Annotated in this window: 16 protein-coding genes, 1 tRNA gene and 2 pseudogenes; 9 read left to right on the top strand and 10 right to left on the bottom strand. The window is 57.0% G+C overall.

Annotation, left to right across the window (positions count from 1 at the left end; translation table 11 throughout):
* Window positions 1-224: 224 nt before the first annotated feature.
* The 4 genes and pseudogenes from FHW04_RS22880 to tesA form a co-directional block, all read right to left on the bottom strand.
* Window positions 225-569, bottom strand: a pseudogene (locus FHW04_RS22880) (SPFH domain-containing protein); the annotation flags it as partial.
* Between the two features lie 57 nt (window positions 570-626).
* A complete protein-coding gene (locus FHW04_RS22885) occupies window positions 627-1,484 on the bottom strand; it encodes a co-chaperone YbbN (protein WP_031376064.1) in 858 nt (285 codons plus the stop codon).
* Between the two features lie 79 nt (window positions 1,485-1,563).
* Complete coding sequence (locus FHW04_RS22890; protein ID WP_031376065.1) at window positions 1,564-2,337, bottom strand: SDR family oxidoreductase; 774 nt, start codon at window positions 2,335-2,337, stop codon at window positions 1,564-1,566.
* Between the two features lie 30 nt (window positions 2,338-2,367).
* A complete protein-coding gene (tesA, locus tag FHW04_RS22895; RefSeq protein WP_139807899.1) occupies window positions 2,368-2,994 on the bottom strand; it encodes a multifunctional acyl-CoA thioesterase I/protease I/lysophospholipase L1 in 627 nt (208 codons plus the stop codon).
* On the opposite strand from tesA, the gene ybbA reads away from it, so the two are divergent.
* Both ybbA and ybbP read left to right on the top strand, forming a co-directional pair.
* Window positions 2,962-3,648 carry a putative ABC transporter ATP-binding protein YbbA gene (gene ybbA, locus FHW04_RS22900; protein ID WP_089562575.1) on the top strand — a complete coding sequence of 229 codons (687 nt, stop codon included), beginning with the start codon at window positions 2,962-2,964 and terminating at the stop codon, window positions 3,646-3,648. The two genes, tesA and ybbA, sit on opposite strands and share 33 nt — an antisense overlap.
* On the top strand, window positions 3,645-6,062 hold the full coding sequence (gene ybbP, locus FHW04_RS22905) for a putative ABC transporter permease subunit YbbP (RefSeq protein ID WP_089562576.1): 2,418 nt from the start codon (window positions 3,645-3,647) through the stop codon (window positions 6,060-6,062). The genes ybbA and ybbP overlap by 4 nt, the downstream gene beginning before the upstream one ends.
* A 319-nt stretch (window positions 6,063-6,381) precedes the next feature.
* Here ybbP and purK read toward each other — a convergent pair whose 3' ends face one another.
* The 4 genes from purK to ppiB all read right to left on the bottom strand — a co-directional run bounded on the left by purK (window position 6,382) and on the right by ppiB (window position 9,293).
* A complete protein-coding gene (gene purK / locus FHW04_RS22910) occupies window positions 6,382-7,446 on the bottom strand; it encodes a 5-(carboxyamino)imidazole ribonucleotide synthase (protein ID WP_089562577.1) in 1,065 nt (354 codons plus the stop codon).
* Window positions 7,443-7,952 carry a 5-(carboxyamino)imidazole ribonucleotide mutase gene (gene purE, locus FHW04_RS22915; RefSeq protein WP_031376070.1) on the bottom strand — a complete coding sequence of 170 codons (510 nt, stop codon included), beginning with the start codon at window positions 7,950-7,952 and terminating at the stop codon, window positions 7,443-7,445. The genes purK and purE overlap by 4 nt, the downstream gene beginning before the upstream one ends.
* A gap of 130 nt (window positions 7,953-8,082) precedes the next feature.
* Entirely contained in the window at window positions 8,083-8,799 is a 717-nt protein-coding gene (gene lpxH / locus FHW04_RS22920) for a UDP-2,3-diacylglucosamine diphosphatase (RefSeq protein WP_069727968.1), read from the bottom strand.
* Entirely contained in the window at window positions 8,799-9,293 is a 495-nt protein-coding gene (ppiB, locus tag FHW04_RS22925) for a peptidylprolyl isomerase B (RefSeq protein WP_031376072.1), read from the bottom strand. Before ppiB ends, lpxH begins: the two co-directional genes overlap by 1 nt.
* A gap of 212 nt (window positions 9,294-9,505) precedes the next feature.
* Between ppiB and cysS the strand changes: the two genes are divergently transcribed.
* On the top strand, window positions 9,506-10,891 hold the full coding sequence (cysS, locus tag FHW04_RS22930) for a cysteine--tRNA ligase (RefSeq protein ID WP_089562578.1): 1,386 nt from the start codon (window positions 9,506-9,508) through the stop codon (window positions 10,889-10,891).
* Between the two features lie 33 nt (window positions 10,892-10,924).
* Window positions 10,925-12,031 (top strand): AAA family ATPase, encoded by a 1,107-nt coding sequence (locus FHW04_RS22935; RefSeq protein WP_069727970.1) that lies wholly within the window; start codon window positions 10,925-10,927, stop codon window positions 12,029-12,031.
* A 27-nt stretch (window positions 12,032-12,058) separates the two neighbouring features.
* Here the strand turns inward: FHW04_RS22935 and ybcJ are convergent, their stop codons facing one another.
* Together ybcJ and folD are read right to left on the bottom strand one after the other, a co-directional pair.
* Entirely contained in the window at window positions 12,059-12,271 is a 213-nt protein-coding gene (gene ybcJ, locus FHW04_RS22940; RefSeq protein ID WP_031376075.1) for a ribosome-associated protein YbcJ, read from the bottom strand.
* Window positions 12,272-13,138: a bifunctional methylenetetrahydrofolate dehydrogenase/methenyltetrahydrofolate cyclohydrolase FolD gene (folD, locus tag FHW04_RS22945; protein ID WP_031376076.1), complete on the bottom strand. Its 867-nt coding sequence runs from the start codon at window positions 13,136-13,138 to the stop codon at window positions 12,272-12,274. It lies immediately after the preceding gene.
* A gap of 174 nt (window positions 13,139-13,312) precedes the next feature.
* Here folD and FHW04_RS22950 point away from each other — a divergent pair, with 174 nt between their 5' ends.
* From FHW04_RS22950 to FHW04_RS22970, 5 genes and pseudogenes are all read left to right on the top strand, one after another.
* Window positions 13,313-13,816 (top strand): DUF1198 family protein, encoded by a 504-nt coding sequence (locus FHW04_RS22950; RefSeq protein ID WP_031376077.1) that lies wholly within the window; start codon window positions 13,313-13,315, stop codon window positions 13,814-13,816.
* Window positions 13,817-13,910: 94 nt separating this feature from the next.
* Window positions 13,911-13,987: transfer RNA gene (locus FHW04_RS22955), tRNA-Arg, on the top strand.
* Between the two features lie 165 nt (window positions 13,988-14,152).
* Complete coding sequence (locus FHW04_RS22960) at window positions 14,153-15,334, top strand: tyrosine-type recombinase/integrase (protein WP_089562579.1); 1,182 nt, start codon at window positions 14,153-14,155, stop codon at window positions 15,332-15,334.
* A 19-nt stretch (window positions 15,335-15,353) separates the two neighbouring features.
* Complete coding sequence (locus FHW04_RS22965; protein WP_089562580.1) at window positions 15,354-15,602, top strand: DUF2442 domain-containing protein; 249 nt, start codon at window positions 15,354-15,356, stop codon at window positions 15,600-15,602.
* 130 nt (window positions 15,603-15,732) lie between these two features.
* Window positions 15,733-15,948 (top strand): annotated as a pseudogene (locus tag FHW04_RS22970) (type I restriction-modification system subunit M N-terminal domain-containing protein); the annotation flags it as partial.
* Window positions 15,949-16,040: the final 92 nt, after the last annotated feature.

Consider the following 16,040-nt stretch of genomic DNA (forward strand, 5'->3'; position numbering starts at 1 on the left):
TTGGTCGGAAAAACGCTTCTTCATGGGGATGTCCTCATGTGGCTTATGAAGACATTACTAACATCGGGGTGTACTAATCAACGGGGAGCAGGTCACCTTGACTAAAAATGACAAGGAAGTCAGCAACACTATGTCAAAGAAAAAATATTCTTTAAGTTTTTGTTTAATTTATTGTTTTTTTTATTTTTTACTGAAAAATTACCTCAAGTACGAAAAAAATACGCATTGGTCATGGTGAGGTTCAGAATAGCCTGCTCAAGATTGCTGACTTCATACGCGGCGCGTGCCGGGTCAACGACCTGAATAAAGCAGACCGCATCAATGGTAACGTTGGCGTTATCTTTGGAGATGATCTCTTGCGAGGGAATATCCAGTACCTGTTCCATCATGTTGATCTTACGACCGACACGATCCATGAACGGCACCACCAGGCTCAAGCCGGGTTGCAGCGTGCGGGTATAACGTCCAAATCGTTCAACCGTCCATTGAAAACCCTGTGGCACAATCTTGACGGTCGCCCAGACAGCCACCAGCGCCAGCACGATCAGGGCAGGAATTACAGTTATCATACAACCTCCGCGTTGTCAGATGAACGGGCCGAGTCGCTTCGGCCCGTGGTCCCGCCGTTAGTAGAGCAGCGAGTAAAGCTGGCGGCGATAGCGCGCGGCGAGGGCATCGCCGGTGCCCAGCGCAGCCAGAATCTCCTGCAGCATTTTACGTGCCTGGCCATCGGCGGCGTTAAGATCGGTTTTGAGGAAGCTGAACAGCAGTTCCAGCGCCTCTTCATTACGGCCGACCTGATGCAGCTGTAACGACAGTTTAGCAGCCAGCCCGGCGTTCGACGGATCGGCCTCCAGCTGGGATTGCAGCTGCTGGATCTCCGGGGTATCGGCCGCCTGTTTCAGCAGATCGATCTGCGCCATCAGGCTCTGATAACGGGTATCCTGATCCTGTAACGGCACCGCTTTCAGCACTGCTTCCGCTTCATCGCTGCGGCTCAGGGTGATCAGCACTTCAGCCAGCAGGAAACCAATCTCGCTCGATTGATTGCTCAGCTGCCAGGCCTCCTTTAACAGCGGCAGCGCATCCAGCGGTTTGCCTTCTTCCATCAGCGCCATCGCCTGCTGTGCTTTCAGCTCTTCTTCACGCGGCAGAACTTTTTCCAGCAGAGCGCGGATCGCCTCTTCCGGTTGCGGTCCCTGGAAGCCATCGACTGGCTGCCCGTTCTGGAACAGATAAACCGTTGGAATAGAACGCAGACCAAACTGCGATGCCACCATTTGCTCTCTATCGCAATCCAGACGGGCGAGAATAAACTGGCCGGCATATTCCTGCGCCAGCCGCTCCAGCACCGGCGTCAGCTCCTGACAATGCTGGCTGCGCTCAGACCAGAAGTAAAACAGCACCGGCAGCTGCATCGACTGCTCAAGCGTCTGCTGCAGGTTAGATTCGTTGATGTCGATTATCGAAGCATGTGGTGACATGGATAAGTCTCTTTGCAAAAAGTGTTTAAAGAATATGGGGCCAACTGGCCGCGCTTCAAGTTCTAATCAGGCCGCAAGCTCAATGGCTGCGCAAAATGCGATCCAGCATCCAGCCTGGCAGCAGGCGTTTCAGCAGGCTCATGGCATGTGCGACCAGCGTCACCGGATAGCGTAAACGCGGATGTTTGCTCTCGAGTGCATGACGAAGTTTAGGCAGAATGGCCTCCGGTGGCAGCGTAAAGCGTGCGGCAATGCCCGGATTACGCACCGGCTTATCCTGCTCGCCCTGCGTCACATTATCGGTGAAACGGGTGTGAATCGGCCCCGGTTCGATCAGGCTGACGCGGATGTTACTGGTGCGCAGTTCCAGCCGCAGCGCGTCGCTCCAGGCTTCCAGCGCGTATTTACTGGCGGCGTAAGCGCCCCGGCCTGGGGTAGAGATCAGCCCGAGCACTGAACTGGTATTAATAATCCGGCCGTCGCCACTGGCCGCCAGCGCGGGGATCAGCCGCAGCGTCAGTTGATGAACGCCGAAAAAGTTACTGGAAAACTGCTGCTCCAGCTGCTGACGGGAAAGGGTTCGTAACGGTCCGTAGAGACCAAAACCGGCATTGTTAAACAGGCCTGCCAGACAGTTATCGCTGAGCGCAATGACCTTATCGGCCGCATTATCGACGCTCTGCGGATCGTCGAGATCCAGCTGAAGTCCGATAAAACCCAGCGTCTCCATGCGCGCCACATCATCCGCTTTGCGACAGGCGGCGATCACCCGATAGCCGCGCGCCTGAAGATCGTGCGCCGCGACCAGGCCAATACCGCTGGAACAACCTGTAATCAGGATGGTTTTTTGCATTTCTTTACCCTTTTTGCGCGCCTGTTCGCGCTACGGCTGCTTAACTAAGGGAGCCAGCTCTTTTGCCATCAATCCGGCGATAAAGGGTTGGGCATCAGGATTGGGATGAATGCCGTCCTGCTGCATCCACTCCGGTTTCAGGTAAACCTGCTCCATGAAAAAGGGCACCAGCGGGATGCTGTACTGTTGCGCTAAGTAGGGATAGATGCCGCTGAACGCTTCGGTGTAGCGGCGTCCGTAATTGGCCGGCAGCCGAATCTGCATCAGCAGCGGCTTCGCATTAGCGGCTTTAACATCATCGATTACTTTACGCAGATTTTGTGCAATGTCGGCCGGCGGGAAACCGCGCAGGCCGTCGTTACCGCCCAATTCGATTAACACCCATTGCGGCTGATGCTGCTTTAATAGCGCGGGCAAACGCGCCAGGCCTTGTGCGGCAGTATCGCCGCTGATGCTGGCGTTGATCACTCTGGGCTGCTGTTGCCACTGTTTATCCAGCAGGCTCGGCCAGGCCGCGGTGGCGGACATGCGGTATCCCGCGCTGAGGCTGTCACCCAGCACCATCAGGGTATCAGCGGCGGCAAGACGCGACACCAGCAAAAGAATCAATAACAGGAAGGGATAATGCCAGCGGAAAACATTGTTGAAGTTCATCATCTTACTAAGTCCGTCGGTCAGGGAGAGCATCAGTTAACCATCCTTACCGGAGTTGAGTTAGTTGTCAAACCAGCCGAGACGCTGGCGCTGATCGGCGAATCGGGCTCCGGAAAGTCAACCCTGCTGGGGATTCTGGCCGGGCTGGATGATGGCAGCAGCGGTGAAGTCCATCTGCTGGGCCAGCCGTTACACCAGATGAATGAGGAGCAGCGTGCGGCGTTACGCGCCCGCCAGGTAGGGTTTGTGTTTCAGTCGTTTATGCTGGTGCCGACCCTGAATGCGCTGGAGAACGTGCAGCTGCCGTCACTGCTGCGCGGCGACAGCGATCGCCAGAGCCGTGAACAGGCGCGGGAGCTGCTGACCCTGCTGGGACTGGGTGAACGCCTGCATCATCTGCCGGCGCAGCTTTCCGGTGGCGAACAGCAGCGCGTGGCGCTGGCACGCGCCTTCAGTGGCCGCCCGGGCCTGCTGTTTGCCGATGAGCCGACCGGTAATCTTGACCGCAAAACCGGCGATCGGATTGCTGACCTGCTGTTTTCACTGAACCGCGATTTTGCCACCACCCTGATTCTGGTCACCCACGATGAGCAGTTGGCCGCGCGCTGCGATCGTCGCCTGCGGCTGCGTGACGGTAAATTGCGGGAGGAGCAATGATCTGGCGCTGGTTCTGGCGCGAGTGGCGATCGCCCTCGCTGTTAATTGTCTGGCTGGCGTTGACGCTGGCGGTGGCCTGCGTGCTGGCGCTGGGTTCGATCAGCGATCGGATGGAGAAAGGTCTCAGTCAGCAGAGCCGTGATTTTATGGCGGGCGATCGAACGCTGCGCAGCAGTGATGCCGTCCCGGCGGCGTGGCTGGACAAGGCACAGGCAACCGGGCTGACGGTCAGCCGCCAGCTGACGTTCATGACCATGACTTTTGCCGATCAGTCGCCACAGCTGGCGTCGGTAAAGGCAGTAGATGACCGCTATCCGATGTTTGGCACCCTGCAAACCCAACCGGCGGGCCTGAAGCCGCAGGCGGGCACTGCGCTGGCGGCACCGCGGCTGATGGCGCTGCTCAACCTGAAGGTCGGCGATTTGCTTGAGGTCGGTGATACCCGGCTGCGGATTACTGGCGAAGTGATTCAGGAGCCGGATGGCGGTTTTAATCCGTTTGAGATGGCGCCTCGACTGCTGATCAACCTGGCCGATGCTGCCAGCACCGGTGCGATTCAGCCTGGTAGCCGCATCAGCTGGCGCTATAAGTTTTCCGGTAATCCGGAGCAGCTGGCGCGCTATGACCGCTGGATAGAACCGCAGCTCAAGGCTGACCAGCGCTGGATCAGCATTGAAAACTCAGAGGATGCGCTGGGGCGTTCGATGCAGCGCGCGCAGCAGTTCCTGCTGTTATCTGCGCTGCTGACGCTGATGCTGGCGATTGCTGCGGTGGCCGTTGCCATGAGCCACTACTGCCGCAGCCGTTACGATCTGGTGGCGGTGTTGAAGACGCTGGGAGCGACCCACGGCGCGTTGCAGAAGTTAATCATCGGTCAGTGGCTGGCGGTGCTGCTGCTGGCGGCGATGGCCGGCAGCCTGGTCGGGCAGGGGGTGGAAGCGGCGCTGATGGTGATGCTGAAGCCGGTGCTGCCAGCCAGCCTGCCGGCTGCCAGTTTCTGGCCGTGGATCTGGGCGGTCGGATCGCTGTTTATTATCTCGCTGCTGGTGGGACTGCGACCTTATCGTCTGCTGCTGGCGACCCAGCCGTTGCGCGTGCTGCGGCGTGATGCGGTGGCTAACCTGTGGCCGCTGAAATTCTATATTCCGCTGATGGCAGCGGTGGTGGTGGCGCTGTTAGCGCTGCTGGTGGGCGGCAGTAAAATGCTGTGGGCGCTGCTGGCAGGCGTGGTGGTGCTGGCCGGATTACTGGCGCTGCTGGGCTGGGGCACGCTGCTGCTGCTGCGTCGGCTGGTGCTGCGCAATCTGGCATTACGGCTGGCGATCAACCGTCTGCTGCGCCAGCCGGGCATCACGCTGAGTCAGCTCTCTGCTTTTTCGCTGTCGTTTATGCTGCTGGCCCTGCTGCTGGTGATGCGCGGCGATCTGCTCGATCGCTGGCAGCAGCAGTTACCGGCCGACAGCCCGAACTTCTTCCTGCTGAATATGACTGCCGATCAGGTGCCGCAGGTGCGCAACTTCCTGCAGTCTCATCAGATTAAGCCGGAAACCTTCTACCCGATTGCGCGGGTGCGGCTCAGCGAACTCAACGGCAAACCGGCCGATCCGACGCTGGATAACGCCCTGAACCGTGAACTTAACCTGACCGCGCTGGCGGAGCGGCCGGACCACAATCCGTTGGTCGCCGGAAGCTGGCCGCCCAAAGCGGGCGAAGTCTCGATGGAGGCGGAGCTGGCTACCCGCTTAGGGGTGAAGCTCGGTGACACCCTGACCTTTGATGGCGATACGCAAAAGTTCAGCGCCAGAATCACCAGCCTGCGTAAAGTGGACTGGGAGAGTCTGAAGCCGAACTTTTTCTTCATCTTCCCGCCGGGCGCGCTGGATAGTCAGCCGCAGACCTGGCTCACCAGCTTCCGAATGGAGGCCGATCCGGCGCTGCTGGCGGCGCTGAACCGCAGTTTTCCGACGCTGAGTCTGCTGGATATCGGCAGTATTATGCGGCAGATCGGCCAGGTGCTGACGCAGGTCAGCCAGGCGCTGGAGGTGATGGTGATACTGGTCACCGCCTGCGGTGTGCTGCTGTTGCTGGCGCAGATTCAGGTGGGGATGCGTCAGCGTCGTCAGGAGCTGGTGGTTTACCGGACGCTGGGTGCCAGTAAACGGCTGCTGCGCACCACCTTATGGTGCGAGTTTGCGCTGCTCGGCGTGGTTTCCGGGGTGGCCGCCGCGATGGGCGCGGAAGCCGCACTGTGGGGATTGCAGCGTAAAATCTTTGATTTCCCGTGGCAGCCTGACTGGACCTTGTGGCTGGCGCTGCCGTTATCCGGCGCGCTGTTATTGTCGCTGTGCGGTGGCTGGCTCGGGGTGCGGTTACTGAAGGGCAAAGCGCTGTTCAGGAAGTTTGATGCGGCATAAGGGGAGGGCTGGGTGCAGGGCGTTCAGCCTGCATCCGGTCGTCATCCAGAATGCATTAGCGCTCACAGCGCGCGACGATAAGGTGTTAGCTCAGGGAGCATCCGCCCTTCGCAAAGACGCAAAAATGCCATCCCTGGCAGGCTCAGCGCGGGCGATTACGCTCCTCATCTCTGAGGTGCGCCCGTAGCCGGGCCAACGCTTTGCGTTGTTCAAAAACGCATCCGGCGTTTTTGTCACTGGCCCGCTATGCTGTGCGCTCCCCTCGCGTTGCGCTTCTCAGCCGCCTGACAATGCCATCAGCAGGCTTTGGTGCGGAGGATTACAGTTTTTCAATCGCCCAGGCGATGCCACTGGCGTACTCTGCCGGTAGCAGAGGGACCAGCGCGTTGAGGGCAGCCCTGAGTCGATCTGTATCGCTGTCGGTCAGATTGAGGTGCCCGACCTTACGGCCCGGGCGCACCTCTTTGTCATACCAGTGCAGGTGCACCAGCGGCTGCTGCAACCAGTCAGGGTTGACGGCAGTGCCAATCAGATTGACCATCGCCGACGGCGCAAACACCACCGGTTGCGGCAGGGGCAGCGCCAGAATCGCCCGCAGATGCAGCTCGAACTGGCTGATGGAGGCACCATTCTGCGTCCAGTGGCCGCTGTTATGCACCCGCGGAGCCAGTTCGTTAATCAGCAATCCGTCCGGGGTGACAAAACACTCCATCGCCATCACGCCGACGTAGTTCAGTTCCTGCATGATGGCGCTCAGCATCGCTTCCGCCTGCTGCTGTTGCGCCTGATCCGCCTGGGGCAACGCCACGCTGGTGCGCAGAATGCCGTCCTGATGCAGATTGTGCGTCAGCGGATAGAACACCGTGCTGCCATCATGGCCGCGCGCGCCGACCAGCGACACTTCGCCGGAGAAATTAATGCCCTGTTCGACGATGCATTCGCCATAGCACTCTTCCGGCAGTGCATCGGTTTCGCCAGCACGCAAACGCCACTGACCACGACCGTCATAACCCCCGGTGCGGCGCTTCACAATCGCCAGTTCGCCGAGTGAGGCAAATACCGACGGCCATTCGGCTTTGTCGGCCAGCAACTGCCACGGCGCAGTGGCGAGATGGAGCTGATCCAGCAGCTGTTTCTGGGTCAGGCGATCGGCCAGCCGCGGAAATATATCGCGGTTCACAAACGCCGGATGACTCGCCAGTTCGCGGGTCAGCGCGGTTTCCGGCCAGCGCTCAATTTCGGCGGTGATCACGCTGTCGGCCATTGGCAGGGCAGCCGGATCGGCATCCAGACCTACCGGATAAACCGCGATCCCCAGCGGTTCACCCGCCTGGCGCAGCATACGGCCTAACTGACCGTTACCGAGGACGCAAACCGGCTTCATGCCTCCTCCCGTGGATCAGGATGATTCAGCACTTCATCGGTCTGGCTCTGACGCCAGTTCGCCAGTCGTGAACGCAGCGCGTCGTCATGAATCGCCAGAATCTGCGCAGCCAGCAGCCCGGCATTGGCGGCACCGGCTTTACCAATCGCCAGCGTACCGACCGGAATTCCGCGCGGCATCTGCACAATCGAATAGAGGCTATCGACGCCGCTCAGCGCCGCGCTCTGAACCGGCACGCCCAGTACCGGCAGCAGGGTTTTAGCCGCCAGCATACCTGGCAGATGTGCTGCGCCACCCGCGCCAGCAATGATGACCTGAAAACCCCGCTCAGCGGCGGTTTCGGCAAAGCTGAACAGTTTATCCGGCGTACGGTGTGCAGAAACCACTTCAACATGGAAGGGCACGTCGAGGCTGGTAAGAATTTCAGCAGTGAACTGCATGGTGGACCAGTCACTTTTGGAACCCATAACAATCGCGATGCGGGCCGGGGCGGCGTTGGATGACATGCGGTCAACTCCTGTGAATGAACAAACAGACCTGGCCGGGCGGACAGGTTTTGAAGGGCACAGAGAATAGCATGAGAAGAGAGCAAGGAAAACGGTTGCGTCGGGCTAAACACGCGGATTTACCCGACGATTAAAAGTCAAAATCGATCAGCTGAATCCCGCTGGCGTCGAGCTGAATCATCGATCCCCGACTGTGCCAGGCCCCCAGCACCGCCCGTTGCGCGGTTTCACCCTGCAGCGTCAGCTGATGAATGGCCGGACGGTGAGTATGACCGTGGATCAGCAAACGTACCTGCTGGCGCAGCAGGGTAGCGATCACCGCGTCGTGGTTCACATCCATGATGGTCTGGGACTTATGCTGATTGGCTTGTTTGCTGTCGGCGCGCATCCGGGCGGCGATGCGTTTGCGCAGCCGCAGCGGTAACGCCAGAAACAGTCGCTGGATCCACCGGTTATGGACTTTGGCACGAAAGCGCAGATAGCCGGCGTCGTCGGTGCAGAGCGTATCGCCATGCATGATCAGCAGACGGTGGCCGTAGAGCGTCAGCACCTGTTCTTCAGGCAGCAGCGTCATGCCGCTGGCGCGGGCGAAGCGCTGGCCAATCAGGAAATCGCGGTTGCCGTGAATAAAGTAGACCGGAACGGAGAGGGCGCGCAGGGCGCTGGCAACCTGCTGATGCAGCGGATTGGGATCGTCGTCACCAATCCAGGCTTCAAACAGATCGCCAAGAATATAGAGCGCGTCGCAGTGTGGCGCTTCGCGCTGTAAAAAATGCAGAAAACCGGCGGTGATCGCCGGTTCTTCCTGACACAGATGGAGATCTGCGATAAACAGGGTGCGCGACATTACTCGCTGACAGTGACTTTCTGGATGATAACGTCATCTTTTGGCACATCCTGGTGCATGCCACTGCGGCCAGTTGAAACACCTTTGATCTTCTCGACCACGTCCATGCCTTCAACCACTTCAGCGAACACACAGTAACCCCAGCCTTGTACGCTTTCGTCACGGAAGTTCAGGAAGTCGTTGTCAGCCACGTTGATGAAAAACTGTGCGGTCGCAGAGTGCGGTGCAGAGGTACGTGCCATTGCCAGCGTACCTTTGGTATTTTTCAGGCCATTGTTGGCTTCGTTCTGGATTTCATCTTTGGTGGCTTTCTGCTTCATGCCCGGCTCGAAGCCGCCGCCCTGAATCATAAAGCCGTTGATCACCCGGTGGAAAATGGTGTTGTCGTAGAAACCTTCACGGCAGTAATCCAGGAAGTTCTTTACGGTTGCCGGCGCTTTATCATCGAAGGTTTTGATTACGATATCGCCATGGTTCGTCTGGAAAGTTACCATTTTTGTCGTCCTGTAAAGGTTGTCGTCAGTTGCTGAGGCCGCTTCATCGGTCGGCGTGCCCCTTTTTGTCGACCGTTCTTATATCATAATTTCTGATGACGCGTCAGCAGCGCGGCGCAGTTGGCTTGCTTTGCGTCGCGCGAGCGATAAAAATACGGCACAATGTCTGGATACTTAAAAGTGTCAACCACACGCCAATACGGAACCGTTCAATGCTTAAGATTTATAACACCCTGAGTCGACAGAAAGAGGAATTCAAACCCATTCATGCCGGTAAAATCGGGATGTATGTTTGCGGCATCACGGTGTATGACCTCTGTCACATTGGTCATGGGCGGACGTTCGTGGCGTTTGACGTGGTGGCACGTTACCTGCGTTACCTCGGCTACCAGCTTAATTATGTACGTAACATCACCGACATTGATGACAAAATCATCAGGCGCGCCAACGAAAACGGCGAGAGCATCGAAACCCTGACCAACCGGATGATTGGTGAGATGCACAACGATTTCGCTGCGCTGGGCATTCTGCCGCCCGATCAGGAGCCGCGCGCCACGCGCCACATCGCCGAGATCATCGAGCTGGTGGAAACCCTGATCGCCCGCGGTCACGCTTATGTGGCGGACAATGGCGACGTGATGTTTGATGTGCTTAGCGATGCCGATTACGGCGCGCTGTCACGTCAGGATCTGGAGCAGCTGCAGGCGGGCGCGCGGGTTGAAGTGGCTGACGTGAAGCGTAATCCGATGGATTTCGTGCTGTGGAAGATGTCCAAAGCGGACGAGCCCGCCTGGTCATCACCGTGGGGCAATGGTCGTCCCGGCTGGCACATCGAGTGTTCGGCGATGAACTGCCGGCAGTTGGGCACCCATTTTGATATTCATGGTGGCGGCTCAGACCTGATGTTCCCGCACCATGAAAACGAGATAGCCCAGTCGACCTGTGCGCATGACGGTCCGTACGTTAACTACTGGATGCACTCCGGCATGGTGATGGTCGACCGCGAGAAGATGTCGAAATCGCTTGGCAACTTCTTCACGGTGCGTGACGTGCTGCAACATTATGATGCTGAAACCGTGCGTTACTTCCTGATGTCCGGTCACTATCGCAGCCAGCTGAACTACGGCGAAGATAACCTGAATCAGGCGCGTGCGGCGCTGGAGCGTCTGTATACCGCGCTGCGTCACACTGACAGCAGCGTGCCAGCCCGCGGCGGCGAAGCGTTTGAAGCCCGTTTCCGCACCGCAATGGATGATGATTTCAATACCCCGGAAGCCTATTCGGTGCTGTTCGATATGGCGCGCGAAGTCAATCGACTGAAAAGCGAAGACCGTGATTCAGCGAACGGCCTGGCATCGAAGCTGCGTGAGATCGCCAACGTACTGGGCATCCTGCAACAGGACCCGGAGCAGTTCCTGCAAAGCGGCGCTCAGGTGAATGATGAAGAAGTCGCTGAGATTGAACACTGGGTGAAAGCACGTGCTGATGCGCGTGCCGCCAAAGACTGGGCGCAGGCGGATATCGCCCGCGACAAGCTGAATGCGCTCGGCGTGATCGTTGAAGATGGGCCGCAGGGGTCCAGCTGGCGCCGCAAATAAACCGGAGAGGGCGAGCAATCGCCCTTTTTTATTATGGCGATTGAACAGATTCAGATACGTGGCTTTCGATCAATTCGTGATCTGACGTTGCCGCTGCAGCAGCTCAACGTGGTAAGCGGCCCTAACGGCTGCGGCAAATCCAACCTGTATAAAGCGGTCCGGCTGCTGCATGAGGCAGCCAGCGGTCGTCTGGCGCTGGCGCTGGCCGAAGAAGGCGGCATCCAGAAAGCGATGTGGGCGGGTGGCTTACGGCGTGGCGATCGCCGTCATGATCCGAAGCGACTGATGCTGGCGGTGGTGATGGAGGATATCGATTATCAACTGGAGATCGGTTTTCCCGAACCGCTGGTCACCAGCCTGTTTAATCTCGATCCGCTGGTCAAGCAGGAGCGGCTGTGGCTGAGCGGACAACAGCGCCGTCCTTCTTCATGCATCCTGCAGCGTGAAAATCAGACCGCCTTTCTGCACAACGTTGAGGGCGAACGCGTCGCCTATCCGGCGGTGCTGCATCCGGAAGAGTCGCTGTTTGGTCAGCTCGGCGAACCCCATCGTTATCCTGAACTTTCCCAGTTGCGTGAACGGCTGCGCCAGTGGCGCTTCTACCATGAGTTCGCCGTCTGGCCGGGCTCGCCGATTCGTGCACCGCAGATTGGGGTCCGCGCCCCGGTGCTGGCACATGACGGCAGTAATCTGGCGGCGGCGTGGGCGACGATCGTTGAACGCGGCCAGACGGAACTACTGTATGAGGTGATGGCGCAGGCTTTTCCCGACAGTCAGTTTGAGGTAGAGGTGCAGAATGGCCGCTTTCAGATGCTGATGTCGCGACGTGGCATTCTGCGCCCGCTGGAAAGCGCTGAGTTTTCTGATGGTACGCTGCGGTTTCTCTGTCTGGTGGTGGCGCTGCTCAGTCCACGTCCACCGGCTTTTATGGCGCTGAATGAACCGGAGAACAGCCTGCATGAAGATCTGCTGCCGGCGCTGGCACGCTTAATCGCAGAAGCCAGCCAGTTCAGCCAGCTCTGGATCACCAGCCATTCACCCCGGCTTGCAGCACTGATCGCGCAGCATACGGCGGTGAATCATATTGCGCTTGAACAGCGGGAAGGAGAGACGCGGGTGGTGGGGGAGGTAACGGAGTAACAGCGTCCCCGCAGGGACGCCGGAGGTTTACGCGACCACAGTAATGCGGAAGCCTGAAAACTCCACGGTCTGACCGGCAACGATTTTGCAGCGTTTACGCGTTTCCACCGCGCCATCGACCTTCACTTCACCCTCGGCAATCACGACTTTAGCCTGTGCGCCACTCTGAACCCAGCCTTCCAGTTTCAGCAGATCGCACAGATCGACGTGCGGGAATTTTCCCAGCGAAAAAGTTGCCATTTATTCTACCTCTCCATCGTGAAACTCTTCACACGCCTGCAGCGTGTTTTGAATCAGGGTTGCGACCGTCATCGGTCCGACACCGCCTGGTACCGGCGTGATATAGGCCGCGCGCTGTGATGCGGAATCAAAATCGACGTCGCCAACCACTTTGCCGCTTTCCAGCCGGTTAATGCCCACATCAATCACGATAGCACCGGGTTTAATCCAGTCGCCCGGAATAAAGCCCGGTTTACCGACCGCCACCACCAGCAGATCGGCATGCTCAACGTGATGGCGCAGATCTTTGGTGAAACGGTGGGTGACGGTGGTGGTGCAGCCCGCCAGCAGCAGTTCCATACTCATTGGACGACCGACGATATTGGACGCGCCAACCACCACCGCATTCAGGCCATAGGTATCGATATTGTAGCGCTCCAGCAGCGTCACGATGCCGCGCGGGGTGCAGGGGCGCAGTTTTGGCGCACGCTGGCACAGGCGACCGACATTATACGGGTGGAAGCCATCGACATCTTTATCCGGCGTGATGCGCTCCAGCACTTTGACGTTGTCGATGCCGGCTGGCAGCGGTAACTGCACCAGAATGCCATCAATGTCGTTGTCCTGATTGAGCTGGTCGATCAGCTCCAGCAGCTCAGCTTCGCGAGTGGTCGCGGGCAGATCGTAGGAGCGGGAGAGAAAACCGACCTCTTCACAGGCGCGGCGTTTGCTGGCCACATAAATCTGCGATGCCGGGTTTTCACCTACCAGAACCACGGCCAGACCTGGCGCACGTTTGCCGGCTGCCAGACGCTGCTTTACTTTTTCCGCAACCTCAAGACGCACCTGCTGCGCAATCGTTTTACCGTCAATAATTTTTGCTGCCATCAGAGAGGAAATCCACTGTGTTGTGTTGAATCGGGGGAAGGGGGCTATTTTGTCAGAAGCGTGGCGCGCTGTCAGTTACAGTTTCAGACGCGTACGCGCTTTCCGGCTTTTTCGTCGCGACGAGTGCCGGCCTGCATGCGTATGATATCTGCAGGACAATCAGGGGACGATGTAATGATTTGGATAATGCTTGCTACTCTGGCGGTGGTGTTTGTCGCTGGATTTCAGCTGCTCACCGCTGGCTCACGTCACGCCGCTCAGCGGCTCAGCAAACGGCTGCAGCTGCCACCGGTACAGGTGGAATCAATGATCTCTATGATGGGGAAAGAGGCGGCGAAAGAGTTTACCGACTATCTCAGCAACGATAATGAAACGCATCTGCATAATGGCGCAGCGGTACTGCTGATCTGGCAGGTGTTGATTGTTGACGGCAGCGAGGAGAACAGTCAGCGCTGGCATGCGATTCTCAGTCGTGCTGGTTTTCCACCGCTTATTAGCCGCCAGCAGCTGCTGCTCGCGCTAGGCTTTCTGCGCCAGCTGGAGCCGGACATCCCGGCGCTACATGCACTTCGTGAGCAATACAATGCGCGTTTCACACCACAAGGGATTGAGCTGGAAGGAGAATTTACCGACAACAGTAAACTCGTGTCGCTCAGCGAATGGCGCAGGCGTCACTGACGCCAATTGGTCATTACCGCAGCACTTCGCTGCGGAGGAACGGCAAAAACGTTGACGTACCCGCTTCCCGACGTATAATCCACGCCATCTCCATGCGCCCTTAGCTCAGCTGGATAGAGCACCGGCCTTCTAAGCCGTAGGTCACAGGTTCGAATCCTGTAGGGCGTACCATCTCTTCTTCTGCTAGTGTCTCCTAAAGTCTACAAAAACCTCCTAACCCCTTGCCAATACTGGTTACTACATCCAGCGTTGTATCTATTTGTCTATTGAAAGCTACACTCGATTGGGGGCATCATAGGGGGCATTGTCCCGTTCAATAGATCACGATGCCCCCACATGAAGCTAAACGCTCGTCAAATCGACACTGTTAAGCCGAAAGAGAAAGCCTATAAACTGGCTGATGGGGCTGGCTTGTATCTCGAAATTTTCCCCAGCGGCAGCAAAAGCTGGCGGCTAAAGTACCGCTTTGCAGGAAAAGAAAAGCGCGTGGTATTCGGGCTTTATCCTGCCATATCTCTTGCGGAGGCGAGGGGTAAGCGCGAAGAGGCCAAAAAGATACTGGCAGCAGGCGGTGATCCCGGTCTTGCTAAACAGGAAGCCAAGCAGGCCAAAATCCTCGCCATCAACAACAGTTTTGAATCACTGGCGCAGGAGTGGCACGAACACAAACGACCCAACTGGTCCCAAGGCTATGCAGACGACATCCTTGAATACTTACGCAAAGATGTTTTCCCCGGGCTGGGTAAACGCCCAATTGCTGAGATCAAAGTGGCTGAGATGCTAGCCGTACTGCGTAAAATGGAACAGCGCGGCGTGCTGGATAAGCTAAAGAAAACGCGGCAGGCATGTCGGCAGATATTTACCTATGCCATTATCACCGGAAGGGCAGAGCACAATCCTGTGACCGATCTCGCGGGAGCACTGAAAGCACCCAAGCAAAAGCATTTCCCACATCTACTAAGTCATGAAATCGGTGGTTTCTTGCGTGCGTTAAGTGGCTACAGCGGCAGCCGCGTCACACATCATGCAACACGCTTACTTATGCTTACTGGAACTCGAACTATCGAATTACGGGCTGCTGAATGGAGTGAGTTCGATTTAAAGAAGGGAACTTGGCAGATCCCTGCTGAACGGATGAAGATGAGGCGGCCGCACGTTGTGCCGCTATCCAGTCAGGCGCTTTCACTGCTTGAAGAAATGCACGAGCTCAGCGGAAGGGGCAAATTTGTCTTCCCTGGACGAAATCATGCGGGAAAGCCCATGAGCGAGGCGAGTATTAATCAGGTGATAAAACGTATTGGTTTCAACGGGAAAGCAACAGGGCACGGCTTCCGACATACAATGAGCACCATATTGCATGAGCAGGGCTACAACACGGCCTGGATTGAGACTCAACTGGCGCATGCGGATAAAAACACCATTCGCGGCACTTACAATCATGCTCAGTACCTCGATGGCCGGCGAGAAATGCTTCAGTGGTATGCCGATTATCTCGGTATGCTGCGTGACAATGGTTGATAGCAATGAGGAATAGTGGATGACAGCACCTAAAGTAACTATCTACTTCTCAGAAGAACTTATTCATGTGCAGCTAGAGGGGAATGAGCGCTTGGACATCCCACTGCAAAACTTCCCAAGATTGCTGCGCGCTACATCTGAGCAGCGGAATCAGTGGGAGCTGTCTGGCTCGGGGCCGGGAATTCATTGGGATGAGCTGAACGAAGATATTTATGTTCCTTCTCTGTATGAGGGAAGGGATAGGGATCAAACAAATGGAAGCAAGTAGGACCAAAGGTAAATTATCGGACTCCCTTTGCTGCTTACGCTCGGAAGTATCATCAGGTCCCTTATACAAGAAGAAATTTCGATAAAATCTATTAAATAACATAAAGTTAACGAAAAATAACAGGATGAAAATGACAAGCCTTCAACAACGAGCAGAATTACACCGTCAAATCTGGGCAATTGCCAACAATGTCCGCGGATCGGTCGATGGATGGGATTTCAAACAATATGTACTTGGCGCACTCTTCTATCGTTTTATCAGCGAAAACTTTTCCAGCTATATCGAAGCCGGTGATGACAGCGTCAAATATGCCTTGTTGGATGACAGCATCGTCACCGATGACATGGCTTTGTTGAATAAATCGAACTTTTGCTGAGTTGAAGGATCAGATCACGCATCCTCCCGACAACACAGACCATTCCGTGGCAAAGCAAAAGT

It is taken from the genome of Pantoea sp. AN62 (assembly GCF_050432985.1).
GTDB classification, from domain to species: domain Bacteria; phylum Pseudomonadota; class Gammaproteobacteria; order Enterobacterales; family Enterobacteriaceae; genus Pantoea; species Pantoea brenneri.

Excerpts from the sequence above, each read along its gene's own strand:
- FHW04_RS22885 (WP_031376064.1), bottom strand. The coding sequence starts at position 1,484 with ATGTCACCACATGCTTCGATAATCGACATCAACGAATCTAACCTGCAG.
- FHW04_RS22890 (WP_031376065.1), bottom strand. The coding sequence starts at position 2,337 with ATGCAAAAAACCATCCTGATTACAGGTTGTTCCAGCGGTATTGGCCTG.
- ybbA (WP_089562575.1), top strand. The coding sequence starts at position 2,962 with ATGCCAGCGGAAAACATTGTTGAAGTTCATCATCTTACTAAGTCCGTC.
- tesA (WP_139807899.1), bottom strand. The coding sequence starts at position 2,994 with ATGATGAACTTCAACAATGTTTTCCGCTGGCATTATCCCTTCCTGTTA.
- ybbP (WP_089562576.1), top strand. The coding sequence starts at position 3,645 with ATGATCTGGCGCTGGTTCTGGCGCGAGTGGCGATCGCCCTCGCTGTTA.
- purK (WP_089562577.1), bottom strand. The coding sequence starts at position 7,446 with ATGAAGCCGGTTTGCGTCCTCGGTAACGGTCAGTTAGGCCGTATGCTG.
- purE (WP_031376070.1), bottom strand. The coding sequence starts at position 7,952 with ATGTCATCCAACGCCGCCCCGGCCCGCATCGCGATTGTTATGGGTTCC.
- lpxH (WP_069727968.1), bottom strand. The coding sequence starts at position 8,799 with ATGTCGCGCACCCTGTTTATCGCAGATCTCCATCTGTGTCAGGAAGAA.
- ppiB (WP_031376072.1), bottom strand. The coding sequence starts at position 9,293 with ATGGTAACTTTCCAGACGAACCATGGCGATATCGTAATCAAAACCTTC.
- cysS (WP_089562578.1), top strand. The coding sequence starts at position 9,506 with ATGCTTAAGATTTATAACACCCTGAGTCGACAGAAAGAGGAATTCAAA.
- FHW04_RS22935 (WP_069727970.1), top strand. The coding sequence starts at position 10,925 with ATGGCGATTGAACAGATTCAGATACGTGGCTTTCGATCAATTCGTGAT.
- ybcJ (WP_031376075.1), bottom strand. The coding sequence starts at position 12,271 with ATGGCAACTTTTTCGCTGGGAAAATTCCCGCACGTCGATCTGTGCGAT.
- folD (WP_031376076.1), bottom strand. The coding sequence starts at position 13,138 with ATGGCAGCAAAAATTATTGACGGTAAAACGATTGCGCAGCAGGTGCGT.
- FHW04_RS22950 (WP_031376077.1), top strand. The coding sequence starts at position 13,313 with ATGATTTGGATAATGCTTGCTACTCTGGCGGTGGTGTTTGTCGCTGGA.
- FHW04_RS22960 (WP_089562579.1), top strand. The coding sequence starts at position 14,153 with ATGAAGCTAAACGCTCGTCAAATCGACACTGTTAAGCCGAAAGAGAAA.
- FHW04_RS22965 (WP_089562580.1), top strand. The coding sequence starts at position 15,354 with ATGACAGCACCTAAAGTAACTATCTACTTCTCAGAAGAACTTATTCAT.